18 protein-coding genes are annotated in these 17,281 nt (G+C 66.4%); 9 read left to right on the top strand and 9 right to left on the bottom strand.

Annotated elements, in window-relative coordinates; translation table 11 throughout:
- Nucleotides 1-39 precede the first annotated feature (39 nt).
- The 4 genes from HNP02_RS39080 to HNP02_RS39095 are packed head-to-tail and all read left to right on the top strand — an operon-like array spanning nucleotide 40 to nucleotide 5,893.
- Nucleotides 40-1,377 carry a glutamine synthetase family protein gene (locus tag HNP02_RS39080; RefSeq protein WP_184446036.1) on the top strand — a complete coding sequence of 446 codons (1,338 nt, stop codon included), beginning with the start codon at nucleotides 40-42 and terminating at the stop codon, nucleotides 1,375-1,377.
- 37 nt (nucleotides 1,378-1,414) lie between these two features.
- Nucleotides 1,415-4,393: a bifunctional [glutamine synthetase] adenylyltransferase/[glutamine synthetase]-adenylyl-L-tyrosine phosphorylase gene (locus tag HNP02_RS39085; RefSeq protein ID WP_184446037.1), complete on the top strand. Its 2,979-nt coding sequence runs from the start codon at nucleotides 1,415-1,417 to the stop codon at nucleotides 4,391-4,393.
- A gap of 10 nt (nucleotides 4,394-4,403) precedes the next feature.
- Nucleotides 4,404-5,036, top strand: a complete 633-nt coding sequence (locus HNP02_RS39090) for a PaaI family thioesterase (protein WP_184446038.1) — start codon at nucleotides 4,404-4,406, stop codon at nucleotides 5,034-5,036.
- A complete protein-coding gene (locus tag HNP02_RS39095; RefSeq protein WP_184446039.1) occupies nucleotides 5,033-5,893 on the top strand; it encodes a TIGR03619 family F420-dependent LLM class oxidoreductase in 861 nt (286 codons plus the stop codon). The genes HNP02_RS39090 and HNP02_RS39095 overlap by 4 nt, the downstream gene beginning before the upstream one ends.
- 3 nt (nucleotides 5,894-5,896) lie before the next feature.
- On the opposite strand, the gene HNP02_RS39100 is transcribed toward HNP02_RS39095, so the two are convergent.
- The 3 genes from HNP02_RS39100 to HNP02_RS39110 are packed head-to-tail and all read right to left on the bottom strand — an operon-like array spanning nucleotide 5,897 to nucleotide 7,168.
- The gene (locus HNP02_RS39100; RefSeq protein WP_184446040.1) at nucleotides 5,897-6,448 is read right to left on the bottom strand and encodes a class I SAM-dependent methyltransferase; all 552 of its coding nucleotides are present in this window, start codon (nucleotides 6,446-6,448) and stop codon (nucleotides 5,897-5,899) included.
- A gap of 46 nt (nucleotides 6,449-6,494) precedes the next feature.
- Nucleotides 6,495-6,932: a DoxX family protein gene (locus HNP02_RS39105; RefSeq protein WP_184446041.1), complete on the bottom strand. Its 438-nt coding sequence runs from the start codon at nucleotides 6,930-6,932 to the stop codon at nucleotides 6,495-6,497.
- Between the two features lie 53 nt (nucleotides 6,933-6,985).
- The gene (locus tag HNP02_RS39110) at nucleotides 6,986-7,168 is read right to left on the bottom strand and encodes a hypothetical protein (RefSeq protein WP_184446042.1); all 183 of its coding nucleotides are present in this window, start codon (nucleotides 7,166-7,168) and stop codon (nucleotides 6,986-6,988) included.
- Nucleotides 7,169-7,688: 520 nt separating this feature from the next.
- Between HNP02_RS39110 and HNP02_RS39115 the strand changes: the two genes are divergently transcribed.
- From HNP02_RS39115 to merB, 3 genes are all read left to right on the top strand, one after another.
- Nucleotides 7,689-8,126: a MerR family transcriptional regulator gene (locus HNP02_RS39115; RefSeq protein ID WP_184446043.1), complete on the top strand. Its 438-nt coding sequence runs from the start codon at nucleotides 7,689-7,691 to the stop codon at nucleotides 8,124-8,126.
- Nucleotides 8,116-8,415 (top strand): alkylmercury lyase, encoded by a 300-nt coding sequence (locus HNP02_RS39120; RefSeq protein WP_184446109.1) that lies wholly within the window; start codon nucleotides 8,116-8,118, stop codon nucleotides 8,413-8,415. Before HNP02_RS39115 ends, HNP02_RS39120 begins: the two co-directional genes overlap by 11 nt.
- An 80-nt stretch (nucleotides 8,416-8,495) precedes the next feature.
- Nucleotides 8,496-9,113 (top strand): alkylmercury lyase family protein, encoded by a 618-nt coding sequence (gene merB / locus HNP02_RS39125; RefSeq protein WP_184446044.1) that lies wholly within the window; start codon nucleotides 8,496-8,498, stop codon nucleotides 9,111-9,113.
- 522 nt (nucleotides 9,114-9,635) lie between these two features.
- On the opposite strand, the gene glnA is transcribed toward merB, so the two are convergent.
- On the bottom strand, nucleotides 9,636-11,072 hold the full coding sequence (gene glnA, locus HNP02_RS39130) for a type I glutamate--ammonia ligase (RefSeq protein WP_184446045.1): 1,437 nt from the start codon (nucleotides 11,070-11,072) through the stop codon (nucleotides 9,636-9,638).
- 120 nt (nucleotides 11,073-11,192) lie between these two features.
- Here glnA and HNP02_RS39135 point away from each other — a divergent pair, with 120 nt between their 5' ends.
- Nucleotides 11,193-11,669 carry an RDD family protein gene (locus HNP02_RS39135; RefSeq protein WP_184446046.1) on the top strand — a complete coding sequence of 159 codons (477 nt, stop codon included), beginning with the start codon at nucleotides 11,193-11,195 and terminating at the stop codon, nucleotides 11,667-11,669.
- Between the two features lie 3 nt (nucleotides 11,670-11,672).
- Here HNP02_RS39135 and HNP02_RS39140 read toward each other — a convergent pair whose 3' ends face one another.
- Genes HNP02_RS39140 through sucB form a run of 5 tightly spaced genes read right to left on the bottom strand, consistent with a single transcriptional unit; the run spans nucleotide 11,673 to nucleotide 16,744 of the window.
- Nucleotides 11,673-12,428: a DUF4191 domain-containing protein gene (locus HNP02_RS39140; protein ID WP_184446047.1), complete on the bottom strand. Its 756-nt coding sequence runs from the start codon at nucleotides 12,426-12,428 to the stop codon at nucleotides 11,673-11,675.
- A 4-nt stretch (nucleotides 12,429-12,432) separates the two neighbouring features.
- On the bottom strand, nucleotides 12,433-13,377 hold the full coding sequence (gene lipA, locus HNP02_RS39145; protein ID WP_184446048.1) for a lipoyl synthase: 945 nt from the start codon (nucleotides 13,375-13,377) through the stop codon (nucleotides 12,433-12,435).
- Nucleotides 13,374-14,051 carry a lipoyl(octanoyl) transferase LipB gene (lipB, locus tag HNP02_RS39150; protein ID WP_184446049.1) on the bottom strand — a complete coding sequence of 226 codons (678 nt, stop codon included), beginning with the start codon at nucleotides 14,049-14,051 and terminating at the stop codon, nucleotides 13,374-13,376. The genes lipA and lipB overlap by 4 nt, the downstream gene beginning before the upstream one ends.
- Before the next feature lie 25 nt (nucleotides 14,052-14,076).
- Nucleotides 14,077-14,997, bottom strand: a complete 921-nt coding sequence (locus HNP02_RS39155) for a TIGR01777 family oxidoreductase (protein WP_184446050.1) — start codon at nucleotides 14,995-14,997, stop codon at nucleotides 14,077-14,079.
- 4 nt (nucleotides 14,998-15,001) lie between these two features.
- Complete coding sequence (sucB, locus tag HNP02_RS39160) at nucleotides 15,002-16,744, bottom strand: 2-oxoglutarate dehydrogenase, E2 component, dihydrolipoamide succinyltransferase (protein WP_184446051.1); 1,743 nt, start codon at nucleotides 16,742-16,744, stop codon at nucleotides 15,002-15,004.
- A 179-nt stretch (nucleotides 16,745-16,923) separates the two neighbouring features.
- Here sucB and HNP02_RS39165 point away from each other — a divergent pair, with 179 nt between their 5' ends.
- Nucleotides 16,924-17,277: an oxidoreductase gene (locus tag HNP02_RS39165; protein WP_184446110.1), complete on the top strand. Its 354-nt coding sequence runs from the start codon at nucleotides 16,924-16,926 to the stop codon at nucleotides 17,275-17,277.
- The last annotated feature ends 4 nt before the right edge of the window (nucleotides 17,278-17,281 follow it).

Here is a 17,281-nt window from a genome sequence, read left to right on the forward strand (position 1 = left end):
CGTAACACAGAATTAACAGCCGGTGCCTACGCTGCGGACATGGATCGCCAGAAGGAATTCGTGCTGCGCACGCTGGAGGAACGCGACATCCGGTTCGTGCGGTTGTGGTTCACCGACGTGCTCGGATACCTCAAATCCGTGGCGATCGCGCCGGCCGAACTCGAGGGAGCCTTCGAAGAGGGCATCGGCTTCGACGGCTCGTCCATCGAGGGCTTCGCCCGCGTGTCGGAATCCGACATGGTCGCGCGTCCCGATCCGTCTACGTTCCAGGTTCTGCCGTGGACGACGAGCGCGGGCAAGCACCACTCGGCTCGGATGTTCTGCGACATCACCATGCCGGATGGCTCGCCGTCGTGGGGCGACTCCCGGCACGTGCTGCGCCGCCAGCTCGCCAAGGCCACAGACCTCGGCTTCTCCTGCTACGTGCACCCGGAGATCGAGTTCTTCCTCCTCAAGCCGGGCTCCGACGACGAGCCGCCGATCCCAGCTGACAACGGCGGCTACTTCGACCAGACCATTCACGATGCCGCACCGAACTTCCGCCGCCACGCGATCGAAGCGCTGGAGTCGATGGGCATCTCGGTCGAGTTCAGCCACCACGAGGGCGCCCCTGGGCAGCAGGAGATCGACCTGCGCTACGCCGACGCGCTGTCGATGGCGGACAACGTCATGACGTTCCGCTACGTGGTCAAGGAGGTCGCACTCACCGAAGGCGTGCGGGCATCGTTCATGCCCAAGCCGTTCGCCGAATACCCCGGGTCGGCCATGCATACCCACATGAGCCTTTTCGAGGGCGAGAACAACGCCTTCCACGATCCCAACGATCCGTTGCAGCTCTCCGACGTCGGCAAGTCGTTCATCGCGGGCGTGCTCGAGCACGCGAGCGAGATCAGCGCCGTCACCAATCAGTGGGTGAACTCCTACAAGCGGCTGGTGCACGGCGGCGAGGCCCCGACCGCGGCGTCGTGGGGTGCGGCCAACCGCTCGGCGCTCGTCCGGGTACCGATGTACACGCCGCGCAAGGCATCGTCACGCCGTGTCGAGGTGCGCAGCCCCGATTCGGCATGCAACCCGTATCTGGCGTTCTCCGTACTGCTGGCGGCGGGTCTGCGCGGCGTCGAGAAGGGCTACACGCTCGGGCCGCAGGCCGAGGACAACGTGTGGAACCTGACCCCGGAGGAGCGGCGCGCCATGGGCTACCGCGAGCTGCCGTCGAGCCTCGGGGTGGCGCTGAGCGAGATGGAGAGCTCCGAATTGGTCGCGGAAGCGTTGGGGGAGCACGTCTTCGACTTCTTCCTGCGCAACAAGCGCGCCGAGTGGGAGAACTACCGCAGCCACGTCACGCCGTTCGAGCTCAAGACGTACCTGTCGTTGTAGGAAACGCGTGGAATAACGGCTGCGCTAACGTGACGGCATGGCCAAACCCGCGACGCAGCGACCCACGCTGCCCAGCGTCGGCAGGCTCGGATTGGTCGAACCTCCCGCGCGTGCGGATCTAGACCGGCTGGGCTGGAAAACCGACGCCCACGTCGAGTTGTTGTGGTCGCTGTCGCGCGCGCCCAACGCCGACTCCGCGCTGCGCGCAATGGTGCGCATCGCCGACGCACTCGGCGGTGACTGGGACGAGCTGAACCGCGCGCTGGTCAAGGACCGCTCGCTGCGGGGGCGGCTGTTCGCCGTACTTGGTTCCTCGCTGGCGCTCGGCGACCATCTGGTCGCACACCCGAAGTCCTGGCATCTGCTCGCAGGCAACGTCACGCTGCCGTCGGCCGAGCAATTGCGCCGCGAGTTCGCGGCAGTGGCTGAAAGTGCCACCGACGCAAGGTCAATTCAGTCGTCGCTGCGGATTCTCTACCGGGACCGAATGCTGGTGCTGGCTGCTCTTGACGTGTCACCGACCGTCGAGAACGAGCCGGTACTGCCCTTCGCCACCGTTGGAGAGCACCTCGCCGACCTGGCCGACGCCGCGCTGGGAGCGGCGCTGATCGTCGCCACCCGTACGGTCTGCGGGGACGACACCCCGCCGCCGCGACTCGCTGTCATCGCGATGGGCAAGTGCGGCGCGCGCGAGCTGAACTACGTCAGCGACGTCGACGTCATCTTCGTGGCTGGCTCGGCGGCCGACACCAACCTGACCGTCGCCACCCGCGTCGCAGGCGAGATGATGCGGTTGGGCTCCGAGACCTTCTTCGAGGTGGACGCGGCGCTGCGGCCCGAGGGCAAGCGCGGTGAGCTGGTCCGCACGCTGGAGTCGCACGTCGCGTACTACGAGCGGTGGGCCAAGACCTGGGAGTTCCAGGCGCTGCTGAAGGCGCGCCCCGCGGTTGGCGACGCCGAGCTCGGCGCGCAGTACATGGCCGCGCTGAACCCGATGGTATGGACCGCCTGCGAGCGCGAGGACTTCGTACCAGAGGTGCAGGCGATGCGGCGCCGCGTCGAGGAACTGGTACCCGCGGGGGTGCGGGCCCGTGAACTGAAGCTCGGCACCGGTGGGTTGCGCGACGTCGAATTCGCCGTGCAGCTGCTGCAGTTGGTGCACGGCCGCAATGACGACTCGCTGCACGTCGCGTCGACCGTCGATGCGCTGGCCGCGCTCGGCGAGGGTGGCTACGTCGGACGCGACGACGCCGCGAACATGACGGCGTCCTACGAGTTCCTGCGGCTGCTCGAACATCGGCTACAGCTGCAGCGACTCAAGCGCACGCACATGCTGCCCGAGGCCGACGACGAGGAGGCGATGCGCTGGCTGGCACGCGCCGCGCACATGCGGCCCGACGGTCAGCACGACGCGCTCGGCGTGCTGCGCGAGGAGCTCAAGCGGCAGAGCATGCGGGTGTCGCGGCTGCACGCGAAGCTCTTCTACCAACCGCTGCTCGAGTCGGTGGTTGGCGCGGGCGTCGAGCTGACGGCGTCCCTGTCAGCGGAGGCCGCCGAACGTCAGCTCGCCGCACTTGGTTACGAGGGCCCGCAGAGTGCGCTGACCCACCTGGCGGCGCTGACCGGGCACAGTGGGCGGCGCGGCCGGGTGCAGCAGGTGCTGCTGCCGACGCTGCTTGACTGGCTGTCCGACACCCCGGACCCCGACGCGGGGCTGCTGGCCTACCGGCGGCTCAGCGAGGAGTTGTCCGAGCAGCGCTGGTTCCTGGCGACGCTGCGCGACGAGGGCGCGGTGGCCAAGCGACTGATGCGCGTGCTCGGCACGTCGGCGTTCGTGCCCGATCTACTGCTGCGCGCGCCCGAGGTGATCCAGCAGTACGCCGACGGGCCACAGGGACCCAAGTTGTTGGAGACCGAACCGGAAAGCATGGCGAAGGCCCTCGTCGCGTCGGCAGGCAGGCACGCCGACCCCGTGCGCGCCATCATGGCCGCCCGCACCCTGCGGCGCAGGGAACTGGCCCGCATCGCGTCGGCGGACCTCCTCGGCATGCTCGAGGTGACCGACGTGTGCAAGGCGCTGACCTCGGTCTGGGTGGCCGTGCTGCAGGCCGCCCTCGACGCGGTCGTGCGTGCCAACACCCCGCCGTCGGGGCCGCCAGCGCGGATCGCGGTCATCGGCATGGGCCGCCTCGGTGGCGGAGAACTCGGCTACGGTTCCGACGCCGACGTGATGTTCGTGTGCGAACCGGTGGACGGCGTCGACGAGTCCGTCGCCGTCAAGTGGTCGGTGACCATCGCCGAGCAGGTGCGCGCGCGGCTCGGGACGCCAAGCGCGGACCCACCTTTGGAGGTCGACGCGAACCTGAGGCCGGAGGGTCGGAACGGCCCGCTGGTCCGCACGCTGGCGTCCTACGAGGCGTACTACGCGCAGTGGGCGCAGGGGTGGGAGATCCAGGCGTTGCTGCGGGCACACCGCGTTGCAGGCGATCCCGACCTTGGTGAGCGCTTCCTGTTGATGATCGACAAGACCCGCTATCCCGCCGGCGGCGTATCTGCCGAAGCGGTGCAGGAGATCCGGCGCATCAAGGCACGCGTCGACGCCGAACGTCTACCGCGCGGCGCCGATCCCAACACCCACACCAAGCTCGGCCGCGGCGGGCTGGCCGACATCGAGTGGACCGTGCAGCTCATGCAACTGCGCCACGCGCACAGGGTGCAATCGTTGCGCGGCACGTCGACGCTGGAGACGCTCGACGCCATCGGTGCGGCAGAGTTGATCGCCGAGGGAGACATCGATCTGCTGCGGCAGGCGTGGCTGACCGCGACGCGGGCGCGCAACGCGCTGGTCCTGGTTCGCGGCAAGCCAACCGATCAGCTGCCGGGCCCTGGCCGTCAGCTCAACGCGGTGGCGTTGGCCGCAGGCTGGCACAACGACGATGGTGGCGAGTTCCTCGACAACTACCTGCGGGTGACCCGCCGGGCGAAAACAGTGGTACGAAAGGTCTTTGGAGCATGAGGTGGGGAGCTTGAATAGAGACATTCAGTTCGACTTCATCGGCGCCGAGGAGTACGACCGGCTCCGCGATGTGTACGAACCGCTGACGCAATCCATCCGCAGGCTGATCGGCGCGGGCATCCGCACCGGCGTGGACGACGACACAATCCGCGACGCCATTGCCGCCATCGATGCGACGACCGAAACGCTCGAGCGCGCCCAGTCCGACACCTCGACCCTGCGCCACGCAGGCACCGGACGTCCACTGGCGTGGACCAATCCGGCTGTCGGGCTTCGCAATGCGATGGCGCCGCCCATGGAGATCCATGAGGATGGCGACGGACGGTACTGGTCGGAGTTCACCTTGGGCGTGGCCTACGAAGGGCCGCCCGGTCTGGTGCACGGTGGCATCGGCGCACTCGTTCTCGATCACATCCTCGGCGAGGCGGCCAGCGAAGGCCTGACCAAGCCGTTGTTCACCGGAACCATCACGCTGCGCTATCTTCGGGGCACACCGCTGGGGCCGCTGCGCGCCGAGGCCTACATCGAACGTACCGAGGGCATCAAGACCTTCGCGCGGGGCTTCCTCGGCGATGCCGACGGACCGACCGTCGAGGCCGACGGGGTATTCATCAGGCCTGCGTGGGCGCGTGACGCCGGATGAAGTTCTACGTGAGCACCGCGTTCCTCGACGTCAAGGAGGTCGTCGAAATCGCCAAGGCTGCAGACGAACTCGGGTATGACGGGATGGGCATCGCCGACCACGTCGTCAACCTGGAGACCCTTGAGACGCCGTACCCGTATACGGAGGACGGCTCGCGCCGGTGGGAGCCGTTCACGCACTGGCCCGATCCGTGGGTGATGATCGGGGCGATCGCGCTGGCCACCAGCAGGCTGCGCTTCGTCACCACCGTGTACCTGCCAGGCATGCGCGATCCCTATTCGGCGGCGAAGGCCATCGGGACGGCGGCATGTCTGGCCGACGGCCGGCTCGAACTGGGCATCGGCGTCGGGTGGTGCGAGGAAGAGTTCACGTTGATGGGCCAGCGGTTCGACCGCCGCGGCAAGCGCACCGACGAGATCCTGCAGTTGATGCGCGCCCTCTGGCAGCCCGGCTGGACGGAGTTCGACGGTGAGTTCTACCAAACGCCGCGGCTGGAGATGGAGCCAACCCCACCGCACATTCCGATCTACGTCGGCGGCTTGTCCGACATCGCGTTGCGCCGCGCAGCGCGCAACGACGGCTGGATCGGCGACCTGATCAGCACCGACCGGGCGATCGCGTCGGTGGACCGGCTCAGTGAGCTACGGGCCGAAAAGGGCTTGACCATGGACGATTTCACGATCCTGACGCCGCTGGCCGATGCCTACCTCCCCGAGCACTACGCGCGCGCAGAGGCGGCGGGCATCCACGGCGTCATCACGATGCCGTGGATGTTCTACACGGGTCCTGCGTCGAGCACCGCCGACAAGATCGACTCCATGAAGCGCTTCCGCAAGGACAATCGCCTCGACGGCTGATCCTCACGCAGGCGTATCGGGTTTCCTGACGACGAGGTACGCCTGCTTGGTGGATTCGTGTGTTCCGTCGGCGGGCTCGCGGACCAGGTGGGCGTAGGGCCGCAGTCCTGCCCGCTCCAACAGGGCAAGGACGTGGTCGGGTTGCCTTCGGATGAACGTCAGCTCCACGCGTTGTCCGAAGGCCTCGTCGAGGACGAGGGGCTCGTCGCCGACTTGGAACGCGAGCAGGGCGAAGCCGCCCGGTATCAGCACGCGGTAGAACTCGTCGAATGCCCGCGGTAGGTGGTCGTCGGGCACGTGAATGATGGAGTACCAGGCGCAGACACCGCCGACGGCCAGATCGGCGACGCCAAGGTCGGTCATCGATCCCACGCTGAATTCGATGTCGCGATTGAGTCGTTGCGCCTCGGCGATCACGTTGGGGGACAAGTCGATCCCGAATGCATCGATACCGTAGCTGCGCAACTTGGCGGTGGTGACGCCCGTGCCGCAGCCGACGTCGGCCACCCGCTTGTTCCCGCTCATCGAGACCAGTCCGGTGAAGGCACTCACCATGGCGAGATCCACCGGCTTGTCGTCCAGATAGTCGTGGAAGCGGGGCCTAGCGTTTCGTCTTCCCTTCCCGCAGGGCGTCGAGGGCCCAGGCGCCACCGCCGGTGAAGACCAGCAGGAAGAACGCGAAGCAGTTGTGCACGGCCAGTTCGCCGCCGTTCTCGATCGGCCACAGCCCAGTCGGCTGGTGCTGGGTGAAGTACGCGAAGGCCATCTCGCCCGACCCGACGAAGGCAGCAAGCCGGGTGACCAGCCCCGCCATGAGCAGCAGCCCGACGACGATCTCGATGAGCCCGCCCCACCAATACGGCCACATGCCGAACGGCACGGCGGGGCCGGTGAGCGTGCCGTCCGCGGCCGGAGAGCCCACCGGCCAGGCGAACAGCTTCTGCGTGGCGTGAATGGTCAGCAGCAGGCCGAACACGATGCGAAAGATACTCAGCACATACGGCGAGAACGAGGTGAGTTTGGCGTCCAGTTTCGACATGCTCACAGCTTATACGGACCAGGGTCCGAATACCGTCGGCTCCCCGGGCGTGGCTAGGCTCCGCCGCTTTCGGACTCGAGTTTGGCGACGATGTTGAAGAGGCCGCTGACGACCTCGCTCAAGATGTCCTCATCGCTATGAGCCGCGTTCTCGTCGGCGGACATCTGGCGCAACCTGTCGTAGATCGCCATCGAATCGGGTGCATCGGCCGAGGGCCGGGAGATGTTGAGCTTCACCGGTTCGATGATGGTCCTGAAACAAGATCATTGGCGCGAAACATCGAAACAACGGACGCGCTGCGGACGAGGTGAGTCGTCCGCAATGCGTCGGCTAGGGACTAACTGGTTCGGTCGTCAGGCCGCCGGTTGCCAGCAGTCATCGACGGCGGTCAGTTGAACGGCGTTGGGCTGGTGCAGGTCTCCGCGTCGGTGTCCACCTGTCTCCAAACTCATACGACCATCGTTGCCAGTCTGGCCTCGGTGGGGTTGTCCTGGCCGCGGTCAGCGCCGCGTGGCGATACCGCAGAACCACGAACAACGGCATCTGCACGACTCCAACAGACGACACCCCCGAATGTTGCGGCCCAGAATCCGGTAGCCGCACCCTTCCGCCGGACAACGAACTCACCGACCCCGCCGAAAGCGTCAACACTGCCGCTGGAGGTATCCGCCTCGAGGTCGGCGCGTGATCACCACGAACGGGACGGGCTTGCCTGCGCTTGACTCGGTAGTTGGGTACAGGGTTCATGCTGATGAAGTGAGAACCAGCGAGGTCGCCGCCCAGGCACACGTCAACGCCCAGACCCTGCGGTACTACGAACGCCGAGGCTTGCTGCCCGAACCCGAGCGGACCCACGCCGGGTATCGTTCGTACACCCCGGACGCTGTACGGGTGGTTCGCTTTGTCAAGCGCGCCCAACAACTCGGTTTCACCCTCGGCGACATCGAAGATCTCCTGCACCTCGCCGACGGGGGTCCCGCCTCCTGCGAGGACACACTCGCGATGGCCCGCACCCGTATCACCGACTTACAACGGCGCATCGACGAACTCGCAGGCATGCGTGACGCCCTGGCCCGCCTCATCGACACCTGTGATCAACCCCGCGCCGAACGCGACTGCCCGATCCTGCACGACATCGAAACCGTCGCCGCCGCCACAACGTCCACACTGCGGAATGATTGCCATGCGTGTTGAAGTATTGACCTCGCTGGGATGCCCCAACGCTGCCGCAGCCAAAGAAACTGTCGTTGACTGCCTTGCCGCCCTCGGCATCGATACGCCGATCATCGACCGCGTGGGTCCATATCCGTCGCCGACAATCCTCATCGACGGCGTCGACGTGATGCGGCCCGAAGACGGCGCGCCGACCGGTAACTCTTGCCGACTCGACCTGCCGACTACCACAAGAGTTCTGGACGCCTTGCGCACCAACACGGGCGATGAACGAAAACAACTCCACACCAATGGAATCTCCGACACATGAACGATCTGCCTGGCGCTCCCCAGCCGATCCTGACCGTAGCTCGGCAGCTTCCACCAGCGATCCAGGAACTTCACCGAGCAGTGCTGCGCGACTTCTGTTTCAACGGAAATGCACATTGCGACGGTCTGCGGCAGACTGCGACCACGCTGGGCCTCGACATCGAGGACGCGCTGCAACAGCTGGCCACCGCAGACCTGGTCCACACCGCACCTGACGGATCGATCAGAGTCGCCTATCCCTTTTCTGCGCTGCCGACCGGCCACACAGTGCAGCTCACCGGCTACTCGCAGGCCGCAGCAATGTGTGCAATCGACGCGCTCGGAATCCCATTGATGACTGCCCATGACGGCGTCGTCGTTTCCACCGACCCCACCTCTGGGGCACCGATCCGCATCGAACGCCGTGGCGATGAATGGACATGGCAACCCCCGACCTGCGTGATCGTGATCGGCCACACCGACTGTCGTGGAATCCTCGCCGATACCGTGTGCGGGGCGATCACGTTTCACACCGACTGCGAAACTGCGCAGTGCCACCTCGACAAACATCCCGAGATAACGGGCCGCATCGCCGACCAAGCCGAAGCAATCGCCTTTGCCGATTGCACTTTCGGACAATTGGCGGTCGGGCTTGACCAAACCCTGATAGGGGTCCAGTCGAGCCGAAATTGTCATACGGAGAGCGGCCTAGTTGACTGAGTTTTCGATGTCACCGCCAAGCACGCGGTAGACCGTGGCGCGCTGACGACGCCAACGGTCTGCTCGAAGGGGTCCTGACGTTCTGGTCTCACCTCGCCGAATTGGCAAGTGGATCAACAGAAATCGGCGCTAGGTCCAGACCTCAGCTGGGTGCAGGACAGACTGCCAAACCTGACGGCACGAATGACGGCGACCCCATCGACGCCGAGATTGTCGAGGAATCTCCGTCGAACGAACCAGATGGCCCTCCGCGAGCACTCGAAGGGTAAGGGGTGGATCGAGTTCCACGATCTGCGCCACTACCTGGCGTCGATGCGCTGATTCACGATGGGAATGACATCAAGACAGTGCAGGACCGGATGGGCCACGTCTCCGCGCCCACGACTTTGGACGCATACGGGTACTTGTGGCCCACGCAGACGAGTCCACCCGCCCGACAATCGATGCTGTGATCGCCGAACGGATGGACTCGTTTGAATCTACTGCGGATTGACGCGCCTGATTCGGCGGGTCAGCCCCCGATTAAACGTCGTAGTAGAGCGCGAACTCGTACGGGTGCGGCCGGATCTGGACCGGAAGGATCTCGTTCTCCCGCTTGTACGAGATGTAGGTCTCGATCAGGTCGGGCGTGAACACTCCACCCTCGGTGAGGTATTCGTGATCCTCCTCGAGACGGTCGATCACCGCTGCCAGCGAGGTGGGCGCCTGCGGAATGTTGGCGGCCTCGTCCGGCGGCAGCTCGTAGAGGTCCTTGTCGACCGGGGAGAGCGGCTCGATCTTCTTCTTGATGCCGTCGATGCCCGCCATCAGCATGGCCGCGAACGCCAGGTAGGGGTTACCCGAGCTGTCCGGGCAACGGAACTCGAGACGCTTGGCCTTCGGGTTGTTGCCGGTGATCGGGATGCGCACGCATGCCGACCGGTTGCGCTGGCTGTACACCAGGTTGATCGGGGCCTCGTAGCCCGGCACCAGACGCTTGTAGGAGTTCACGGTGGCGTTGGTGAACGCCAGCAGCGACGGCGCGTGGTGCAGGATGCCGCCGATGTAGTGGCGCGCCAGGTCCGAAAGGCCGGCGTAGCCCGACTCGTCGTGGAAGAGCGGCTTGCCGTCCTTCCACAGCGACTGGTGGGCGTGCATGCCTGAGCCGTTGTCACCGAACAGCGGCTTGGGCATGAAGGTGACGGTCTTGCCGTTCTTCCACGCCGTGTTCTTGATGATGTACTTGAACAGCAGGACGTCGTCAGCAGCTGCCAGCAGGGTGTTGAACTTGTAGTTGATCTCGGCCTGGCCTGCGGTGCCCACCTCGTGGTGGCCGCGCTCCAGGGTGAATCCGGCGTTCTGCAGGTTGGTGGCCATCTCGTCGCGAAGGTCGACGTAGTGGTCGTATGGCGCGACGGGGAAGTAGCCGCCCTTGGGCCGCACCTTGTAGCCCAGGTTGGGGCTGCCGTCGTTCTCGAACGGTTCGCCGGTGTTCCACCAGCCCGATTCCGAGTCCACTTCGTAGAACGTGCCGTTGATCTTCGAGTCGAAGCTCACCGAGTCGAAGATGTAGAACTCGGCCTCGGCGCCGAAGTAGCAGGTGTCGGCGATGCCGGTGCTGGTCAAGTAGTTCTCGGCCTTGCGAGCGACGTTGCGGGGGTCGCGGGAGTACGCCTCGCGGGTGAACGGATCGTGCACGAAGAACTGGAGATTCAGGGTCTTCGCGGCGCGGAACGGGTCGATGCGTGCGGTCTCGGCGTCGGGCAGCAGCATCATGTCCGACTCGTGGATGGACTGGAAGCCGCGGATCGAGGAGCCGTCGAAGGCTAGGCCGTCCTCGAAGATGCTCTCGTCGAACGCCGAAGCCGGGATCGAGAAGTGCTGAACGGCACCGGGCAGATCGCAGAATCGGATGTCGACGTATTCGACCTTCTCGTCCTTGATCAGCTTGATGATGTCGTCGGCCGTCTTGTCTGCCACTGAGAAATCTCCTTTGATCTGATAAACCCGCCGGTTGACGCTAGGGACACGATGTTGCACTGCCGTCAACCGCATGTTGCGCCGACGTTACGCAATGCCTGTCGACCATATGCTGGTGGCATGCCCCGCACCTTCGGTTCCTGGCTGTCTGGTTCGTCACCGTCCGAGGCCGGTGCTCGCGCAGGAGGCGCTGACGAGTATCCGGGTCAGCGGCTCGGTCTGCCCAAGACCGGACCGCGTTCACTGGCCAGGATGGGCCGCCGCATCGGTGCATTGCTGATCGACTGGCTCATCGCGTACGGACTGGCCGCCCTCGGCATGACCTTCGGCCTCGTTTCGATGGCGACGCTGTCGACCGCGGTCTTGATCGTCTGGTTCGTGCTCGGCTCGATCTCGGTGCGGCTGTTCGGCTTCACGCCTGGTCAGCTGGCGTGCGGGCTCCTCGTTGTCCCCGTGGACGGTCGGGAGCACGTCGGCATCGGACGGGCCGTCGTGCGGGGCCTGCTGATCGCGCTGGTGATACCTGCGGTGGTCACCGATTCAGACCCGCGCGGGCTGCAGGATCGGGCGACGAACACCGCCGTCGTGAGGCGGTAGCGGTTACTTCCTGCGCACGGTCCGCTGCACGCCGCGCATCTTGGCGTTCGCCGGCAGGGGGCCCTTCGGCATGGCGGCGGGTCCCATCCGCGAGCCGAGCGCGACCAGCTTGGATTCGAGCGCGTCCATCTGCTTGGCGGTGATGTTGGCGGGCAACTTGGTCAGGTGGCGCTCCAGCTTGGACAGCGGCACCTCACCCTCGCCGTTGCCGACGACGATGTCGTAGATCGGGGTATCGCCGATCAGGCGCGCGGTGCGCTTCTTCTCCTGCGCCAACAACGGTTTCACCCGGGCCGCGGAGCCTTCGCCAATGAAGATCACGCCGGGCCTGCCGATCACGCGGTGCACGGCGTCGAAGTGTCCTGTGGCGGCAACGCCTGGGGTGACTCGCCACTTGCCGCGCATGTTGTCCAGCGCCCACGCCGCGGCGCCGGTCTGGCCCTCGGCCTTGCTGTAGACGGACTTCTGCGCGCGCCTGCCGAAGATGATGAACGCCACCAATGCGCCGAGCAGCACGCCGAGCGGGATCAGCGTGACCATCGTGAACGTGCTGCCGCTGAACACTCCGGCTACTACCGCTGCAGCCACGATCAGCACGAACGCGCCGATCATGTAGGGAAGGAGCCGCTTGTCTTCCTTGCGCTGCATCTGGAACGCCTGCCATAGCTGGCTGCGCCGCTGCTTGGACGCCGCCTTTCGGGCGGCCTTCGCCTCGGCCTTTGCGGCCTTGTTGACGGCGGGCTTGCTGGATTTCGCCATTGGGTCAGGATACGGGTGGACTGTTCTTCATCCGCAGACGTGCTGCTTCTGCGTACAGCCGACCGGCCCGGTAGGACGATCGCACCAACGGACCAGCAAGGACACCGGCGAAGCCAAGTCCTTCGGCGAACTTCGCGTGCTCGACGAATTCCTCGGGCTTGACCCACCGCTCCACCGGGTGGTGGCGCACCGTGGGCCGCAGGTACTGCGTGATGGTGATGATGTCGCAGCCGGCCTCGTAGAGATCCGTCAGCGCGACGTTCACCTCGTCGGGCGTCTCGCCCATGCCGAGGATGAGGTTGCTCTTGGTCACCAAGCCGTAGTCGCGCGCCGCGGTGATCACGTCGAGGCTGCGCTGATAGCGGAATGCCGGACGGATCCGCTTGAAGATCCGCGGCACCGTTTCGACGTTGTGCGCCAACACTTCCGGGCGCGTCTCGAAGACCGCCTCGAGCTGTTCGGGGATGGCGTTGAAGTCGGGGATCAGCAACTCGACGCCGGTGTTCGGGTTGAGTGCCTTGATCTGCCGAACCGTCTCGGCGTAGAGCCACGCGCCGCCGTCGGGCTGATCGTCGCGGGCCACACCGGTGACCGTCGAGTACCGCAGCCCCATCGCCTGCACGCTCTCCGCGACGCGGCGGGGCTCGTCGCGGTCCAGCTCGGCGGGCTTGCCGGTGTCGATCTGGCAGAAGTCACACCGCCTGGTGCACTGCTCGCCGCCGATGAGGAAGGTGGCCTCGCGGTCCTCCCAGCACTCGTAGATGTTGGGGCAGCCTGCCTCTTCGCAGACCGTGTGCAGGCCTTCACGACGCACCAGAGCCTTGAGCTCCTTGTACTCCGGGCCCGTCTTCAAGGTGGTCTTGATCCACGGTGGCTTGCGTTCGATCGGTACCTCGGCGTTGCGGACTTCGAGGCGCAACAACTTGCGGCTTCCCGGTTCGACACTCACGGGGTCAATGCTACTTCCAGTCGGCCGTCCAAAGCGGCGCCGACGGCATCGGCGACCGCGTCCGTGACATCACTCACCCCGATCGGGCGGCCGAGTTCGGCGCTCAGCGACGTCACCCCGGCGTCGGAGATCCCGCACGGCACGATCGTCGAGAACGCGCCAAGGTCGCAGTCGCAGTTCAGCGAGAAGCCGTGCAGTGTCGTCGCGCGGGCCACCCGGATGCCGATCGCGCCGACCTTGCGGGCCGGTCGGCCGTCCTGGCCGGGAACCCACACACCTGACCTGCCCTCGACCCTTCCGGTTGACAACCCGAGCGATGCGCACACCGCGATGAGCGAATCCTCAAGGCGGCGAACGAACTTCACGACGTCCATGGGCTCGGCCAACCCGATGATCGGATATCCGACCAGCTGGCCGGGGCCGTGCCAGGTGATCTTGCCGCCACGATCGGTGTCGATCACGGGGACGCCGTCGACCGGCCGCTCGTGGGGCTCGGTGCGCTTGCCCGCGGTGTACACCGACGGATGCTCGAGTAGCAGCAGGGTGTCGGGACCGCCAGCGACGCGCGCGTCGGCCAGTTCGCGCTGCAGTTCCCATGCGCTGGAGTAGTCGATGGTGCCCAACCGGCGCACGTCAAGGGGGGTGCGTGCTGACCGAACCGATGATGCCGCCACGGATTCGACGGTACTCGGCGCCGGTCTAGGTGTCCTTGGGGGCGGTGGCGTAGGCCAGCGCCTCGCGGATGGTGTTGTGGTGGAACTCGAACCCGGCCCGCTCGAGTGCGGCCGGGATCGCCCGCTGCCCGCCGAGCGGACCTTCGTCCGCGAACTCGCCAAGCGCGGTGCGCAAGACGAACCCTGGCACCAACAGGGCGGTCGGACGGTTCACGGCCCGGCCGAGCGCGGCGGTGAACTCGGCATTGGTCACCGGTGCGGGTCCGGTCAGATTCACCGGACCGGCAACGTCGTCGTGGGCGATGGCGAACAGCAGCGCCCGTACTTCGTCCTCGAGGCTGATCCACGGCAAGTACTGCTTGCCGTTGCCGAGGCGGGCGCCCAAACCCAGCGAGAAGAGCGGCTTGATGCGGCCCAGCATCCCGCCGGCGGGTGACAGCACCAGACCGGTGCGCACCAGCACCACCCGCGTGCCCGCATGCTGTGCGGACTCCGTCGCCGCCTCCCAGTCCTCGCACAGTCCGGCCAGGAAGCCGCTTCCCGCAGGCGACGTCTCGTCGACGATGCGGCCACGGGTGTCGCCGTAGAAACCGACCGCGCTGGCGTTGACGAGCGTGGGCACACCGGCCGCGATGACGGCGCTCGACAGCACCTCGGTCGGGCCGATCCGGCTGTCGCGCAGGCTCTGCTTGAAGGCACCCGACCAGCGCTTCTCGCCGACGCCGACCCCACAGAGGTTCACCACGGCGTCGACCCCGCGCAGTGCGTCGGAGTCGAACTCGCCGGTGTCGGGATTCCAGAACACCTCGTCGGCGCTCGACGGTGCCCGCCGGACGATTCGCAACACCTGGTGGTCGGCCGCGCGAAGGGCGGACGTCAGCGCCGACCCGATCAGTCCGGAGGAACCCGCGATCGCTACTGCGGTTCGACTGGTTCCGTTGGCCACCGGCTCAGAGCCCCAGGTCGGCCTCGAACGCTGCCTCTTCCAGTCGACGCTTGATGGTGGTCAGGAAGCGTCCCGCATCGGCTCCGTCGATCAGCCGGTGGTCATAGGTCAGCGGCAGGTAGCACACCGACCGGACACCGATCGATTCGTTGCCGTTGTCGTCGACGACGACGCGTGGCCGCTTGACGATCGCACCGGTGCCCAGCATCGCCGCCTGCGGCGGCACCAGGATCGGGGTGTCGAACAGCGCGCCCTGGCTGCCGATGTTGGTGATCGTGAAGGTGCCACCCGACAGGTCGTCCGGCTTCAGGTTGCCCGACCGGGCACGCGCCGCGATGTCGGCGATCGCCTTGGCGAGGCCGCCGATGGACAGGTCGCCCGCGTTGTGCACGACGGGGGAGAGCAGACCCTGGTCGGTGTCGACCGCAAAGCCGAGGTGCTCGGCGTCGTAGTAGGTGATCTCCTTGGTGTCCTCGTTGTAGCTGGCGTTGACGTTCGGGTGCGCCTTGAGCGCGTCGATCACCGCAACGGCGAAGAACGGAAGGAACGTCAGGTTGACGCCTTCGCGTTCGGCGAAACTCGCCTTGGCCCTTGCCCGTAGCGACACGATCTTGGTCAGGTCGACCTCGTGGGTCTGCGTCAGCTGCGCGGTGGTCTGCAGCGACTCCCGGGTCTTCTTGGCCGTGATCTGCCGAATCCGGTTGGCCTTCTGCGTGGTTCCGCGCAGGTGCGCCAGCGCGGGTGCAGGGGTGGCTGCTGTAGGTGCGGCCTTCGTCGCGGCCGCAGCGGGTGCGGGTGCCGACGGTGCGGGAGCCTTCTTGGCCTCCGCCGCGGCGAGCACGTCCTGCTTGCGGATGCGGCCACCGACGCCGGTGCCCTTGACCGAGGCCAGATCGATGCCGTTCTCCGTCGCCAACTTTCGCACCAGCGGTGTGACGTACGGGTTGGCGTCGGAGTCCGCTGAACCGGACGAAGCAGCGGGCGCGGCGGGCTCGGGCTTGGGTTCGGCCTTCGGCTCGGGCTTGGGTTCCGGCTTGGGCTCGGGTTTCGGCTCGGCCTTGGGTTCCGGCTTCGGCTCGGGCTTGGGCTCCGGTTTGGGTTCGGGCTTCGCGGCTGGCGCCGGGGCCGATCCCGCGGCGCCGATCTTGGCGAGCTCGCCACCGACGGCGACGGTGTCGTCCTCCTCCGCCGTGATCGACACCAACGTGCCTGCCACGGGGGACGGGATCTCGGTGTCGACCTTGTCCGTGGATACTTCGACCAGCGGCTCGTCGACCTCGACGCTGTCGCCGACCTTCTTGAGCCAACGCGTGACGGTGCCCTCGGTGACCGACTCTCCCAGTTCGGGCATCGTCACCGAGGTCGCATCACCGCCACCGCCGTCGGCTGCGGGCGCCGGCGCGCTCTCGGGCTCTGGCTCGGCGGCCTGCTGCGGTTCCGGCTCGGGCTCGGGCTCGGGTTCTGGCTCTGGTTCCTTCGCCGCGGCGGGAGCGTCGCCGCCGCCTTCGCCTGCTTCACCGATCTGCGCCAGCTCGCCGCCGATCTCCACGGTGTCGTCCTCGTGGGCGACGATCTTCGTCAACACACCGGCCGCAGGCGACGGGATCTCGGTGTCGACCTTGTCCGTTGAGACTTCCAGCAGGGGCTCGTCGACTTCGACGGTGTCGCCTTCCTGCTTCAGCCAACGAGTGACGGTCCCTTCCGTGACGCTCTCACCGAGTGCGGGCATCTGAACGGAGATGGCCATAGTTTCTTGACTCCCTCGAATGGTCTTCGTCACCTGCCGAATGTCGGCCCCCATCCTGTCACGTCCGCGCGCTTCGTTCGCCGCAGACCGGTGGACTATCCGCTCTGGCACTATCGAATGAGGCGATGTGGCCTAACCCGGTATCACGCCACCTGCACAGCGAAGGGAGTCACACCGAGTTGGGACTCTTCGACAAGTTGCGCCGCAGCGGTTCCAAGCGCTCTGACGGCCGCGATGCTGCGGCTGATCTGACGTATTTGCGGAACTGGGTCGCCGCGCACGAGGGCGTTGAGGCGTTCGTCGAACCCAAGACCACGGTCACGGAAGTGACCGTCTGTCTGGTAGCCGCCGACGGCCAATGGACCCGGCGTCGGACGGGCGGCGACTCGGGCGCCCGCAAGCTCAGCGACCGGCTCAAGATCCCGGTTTACGACGTGCAGAAGGTCGGCTATCCGCAACGGATGCGGGACTACGACGCGCGGCAGCGCATCCTGCGAGATCGCGAACTGCGTCGCCAACTCGAGGACGGCTGACGCT

The sequence above is a fragment of the Mycobacterium sp. AZCC_0083 genome, from assembly GCF_014202335.1.
Lineage (GTDB): Bacteria > Actinomycetota > Actinomycetes > Mycobacteriales > Mycobacteriaceae > Mycobacterium.

Coding starts and splice junctions, on each gene's coding strand:
- HNP02_RS39105 (WP_184446041.1), bottom strand. CDS start 6,932: ATGTCGAAACTGGACGCCAAACTCACCTCGTTCTCGCCGTATGTGCTG.
- sucB (WP_184446051.1), bottom strand. CDS start 16,744: ATGGCCATCTCCGTTCAGATGCCCGCACTCGGTGAGAGCGTCACGGAA.
- HNP02_RS39080 (WP_184446036.1), top strand. CDS start 40: ATGGATCGCCAGAAGGAATTCGTGCTGCGCACGCTGGAGGAACGCGAC.
- HNP02_RS39140 (WP_184446047.1), bottom strand. CDS start 12,428: ATGGCGAAATCCAGCAAGCCCGCCGTCAACAAGGCCGCAAAGGCCGAG.
- HNP02_RS39095 (WP_184446039.1), top strand. CDS start 5,033: ATGAAGTTCTACGTGAGCACCGCGTTCCTCGACGTCAAGGAGGTCGTC.
- HNP02_RS39135 (WP_184446046.1), top strand. CDS start 11,193: ATGCCCCGCACCTTCGGTTCCTGGCTGTCTGGTTCGTCACCGTCCGAG.
- HNP02_RS39100 (WP_184446040.1), bottom strand. CDS start 6,448: ATGGTGAGTGCCTTCACCGGACTGGTCTCGATGAGCGGGAACAAGCGG.
- HNP02_RS39085 (WP_184446037.1), top strand. CDS start 1,415: ATGGCCAAACCCGCGACGCAGCGACCCACGCTGCCCAGCGTCGGCAGG.
- HNP02_RS39120 (WP_184446109.1), top strand. CDS start 8,116: ATGCGTGTTGAAGTATTGACCTCGCTGGGATGCCCCAACGCTGCCGCA.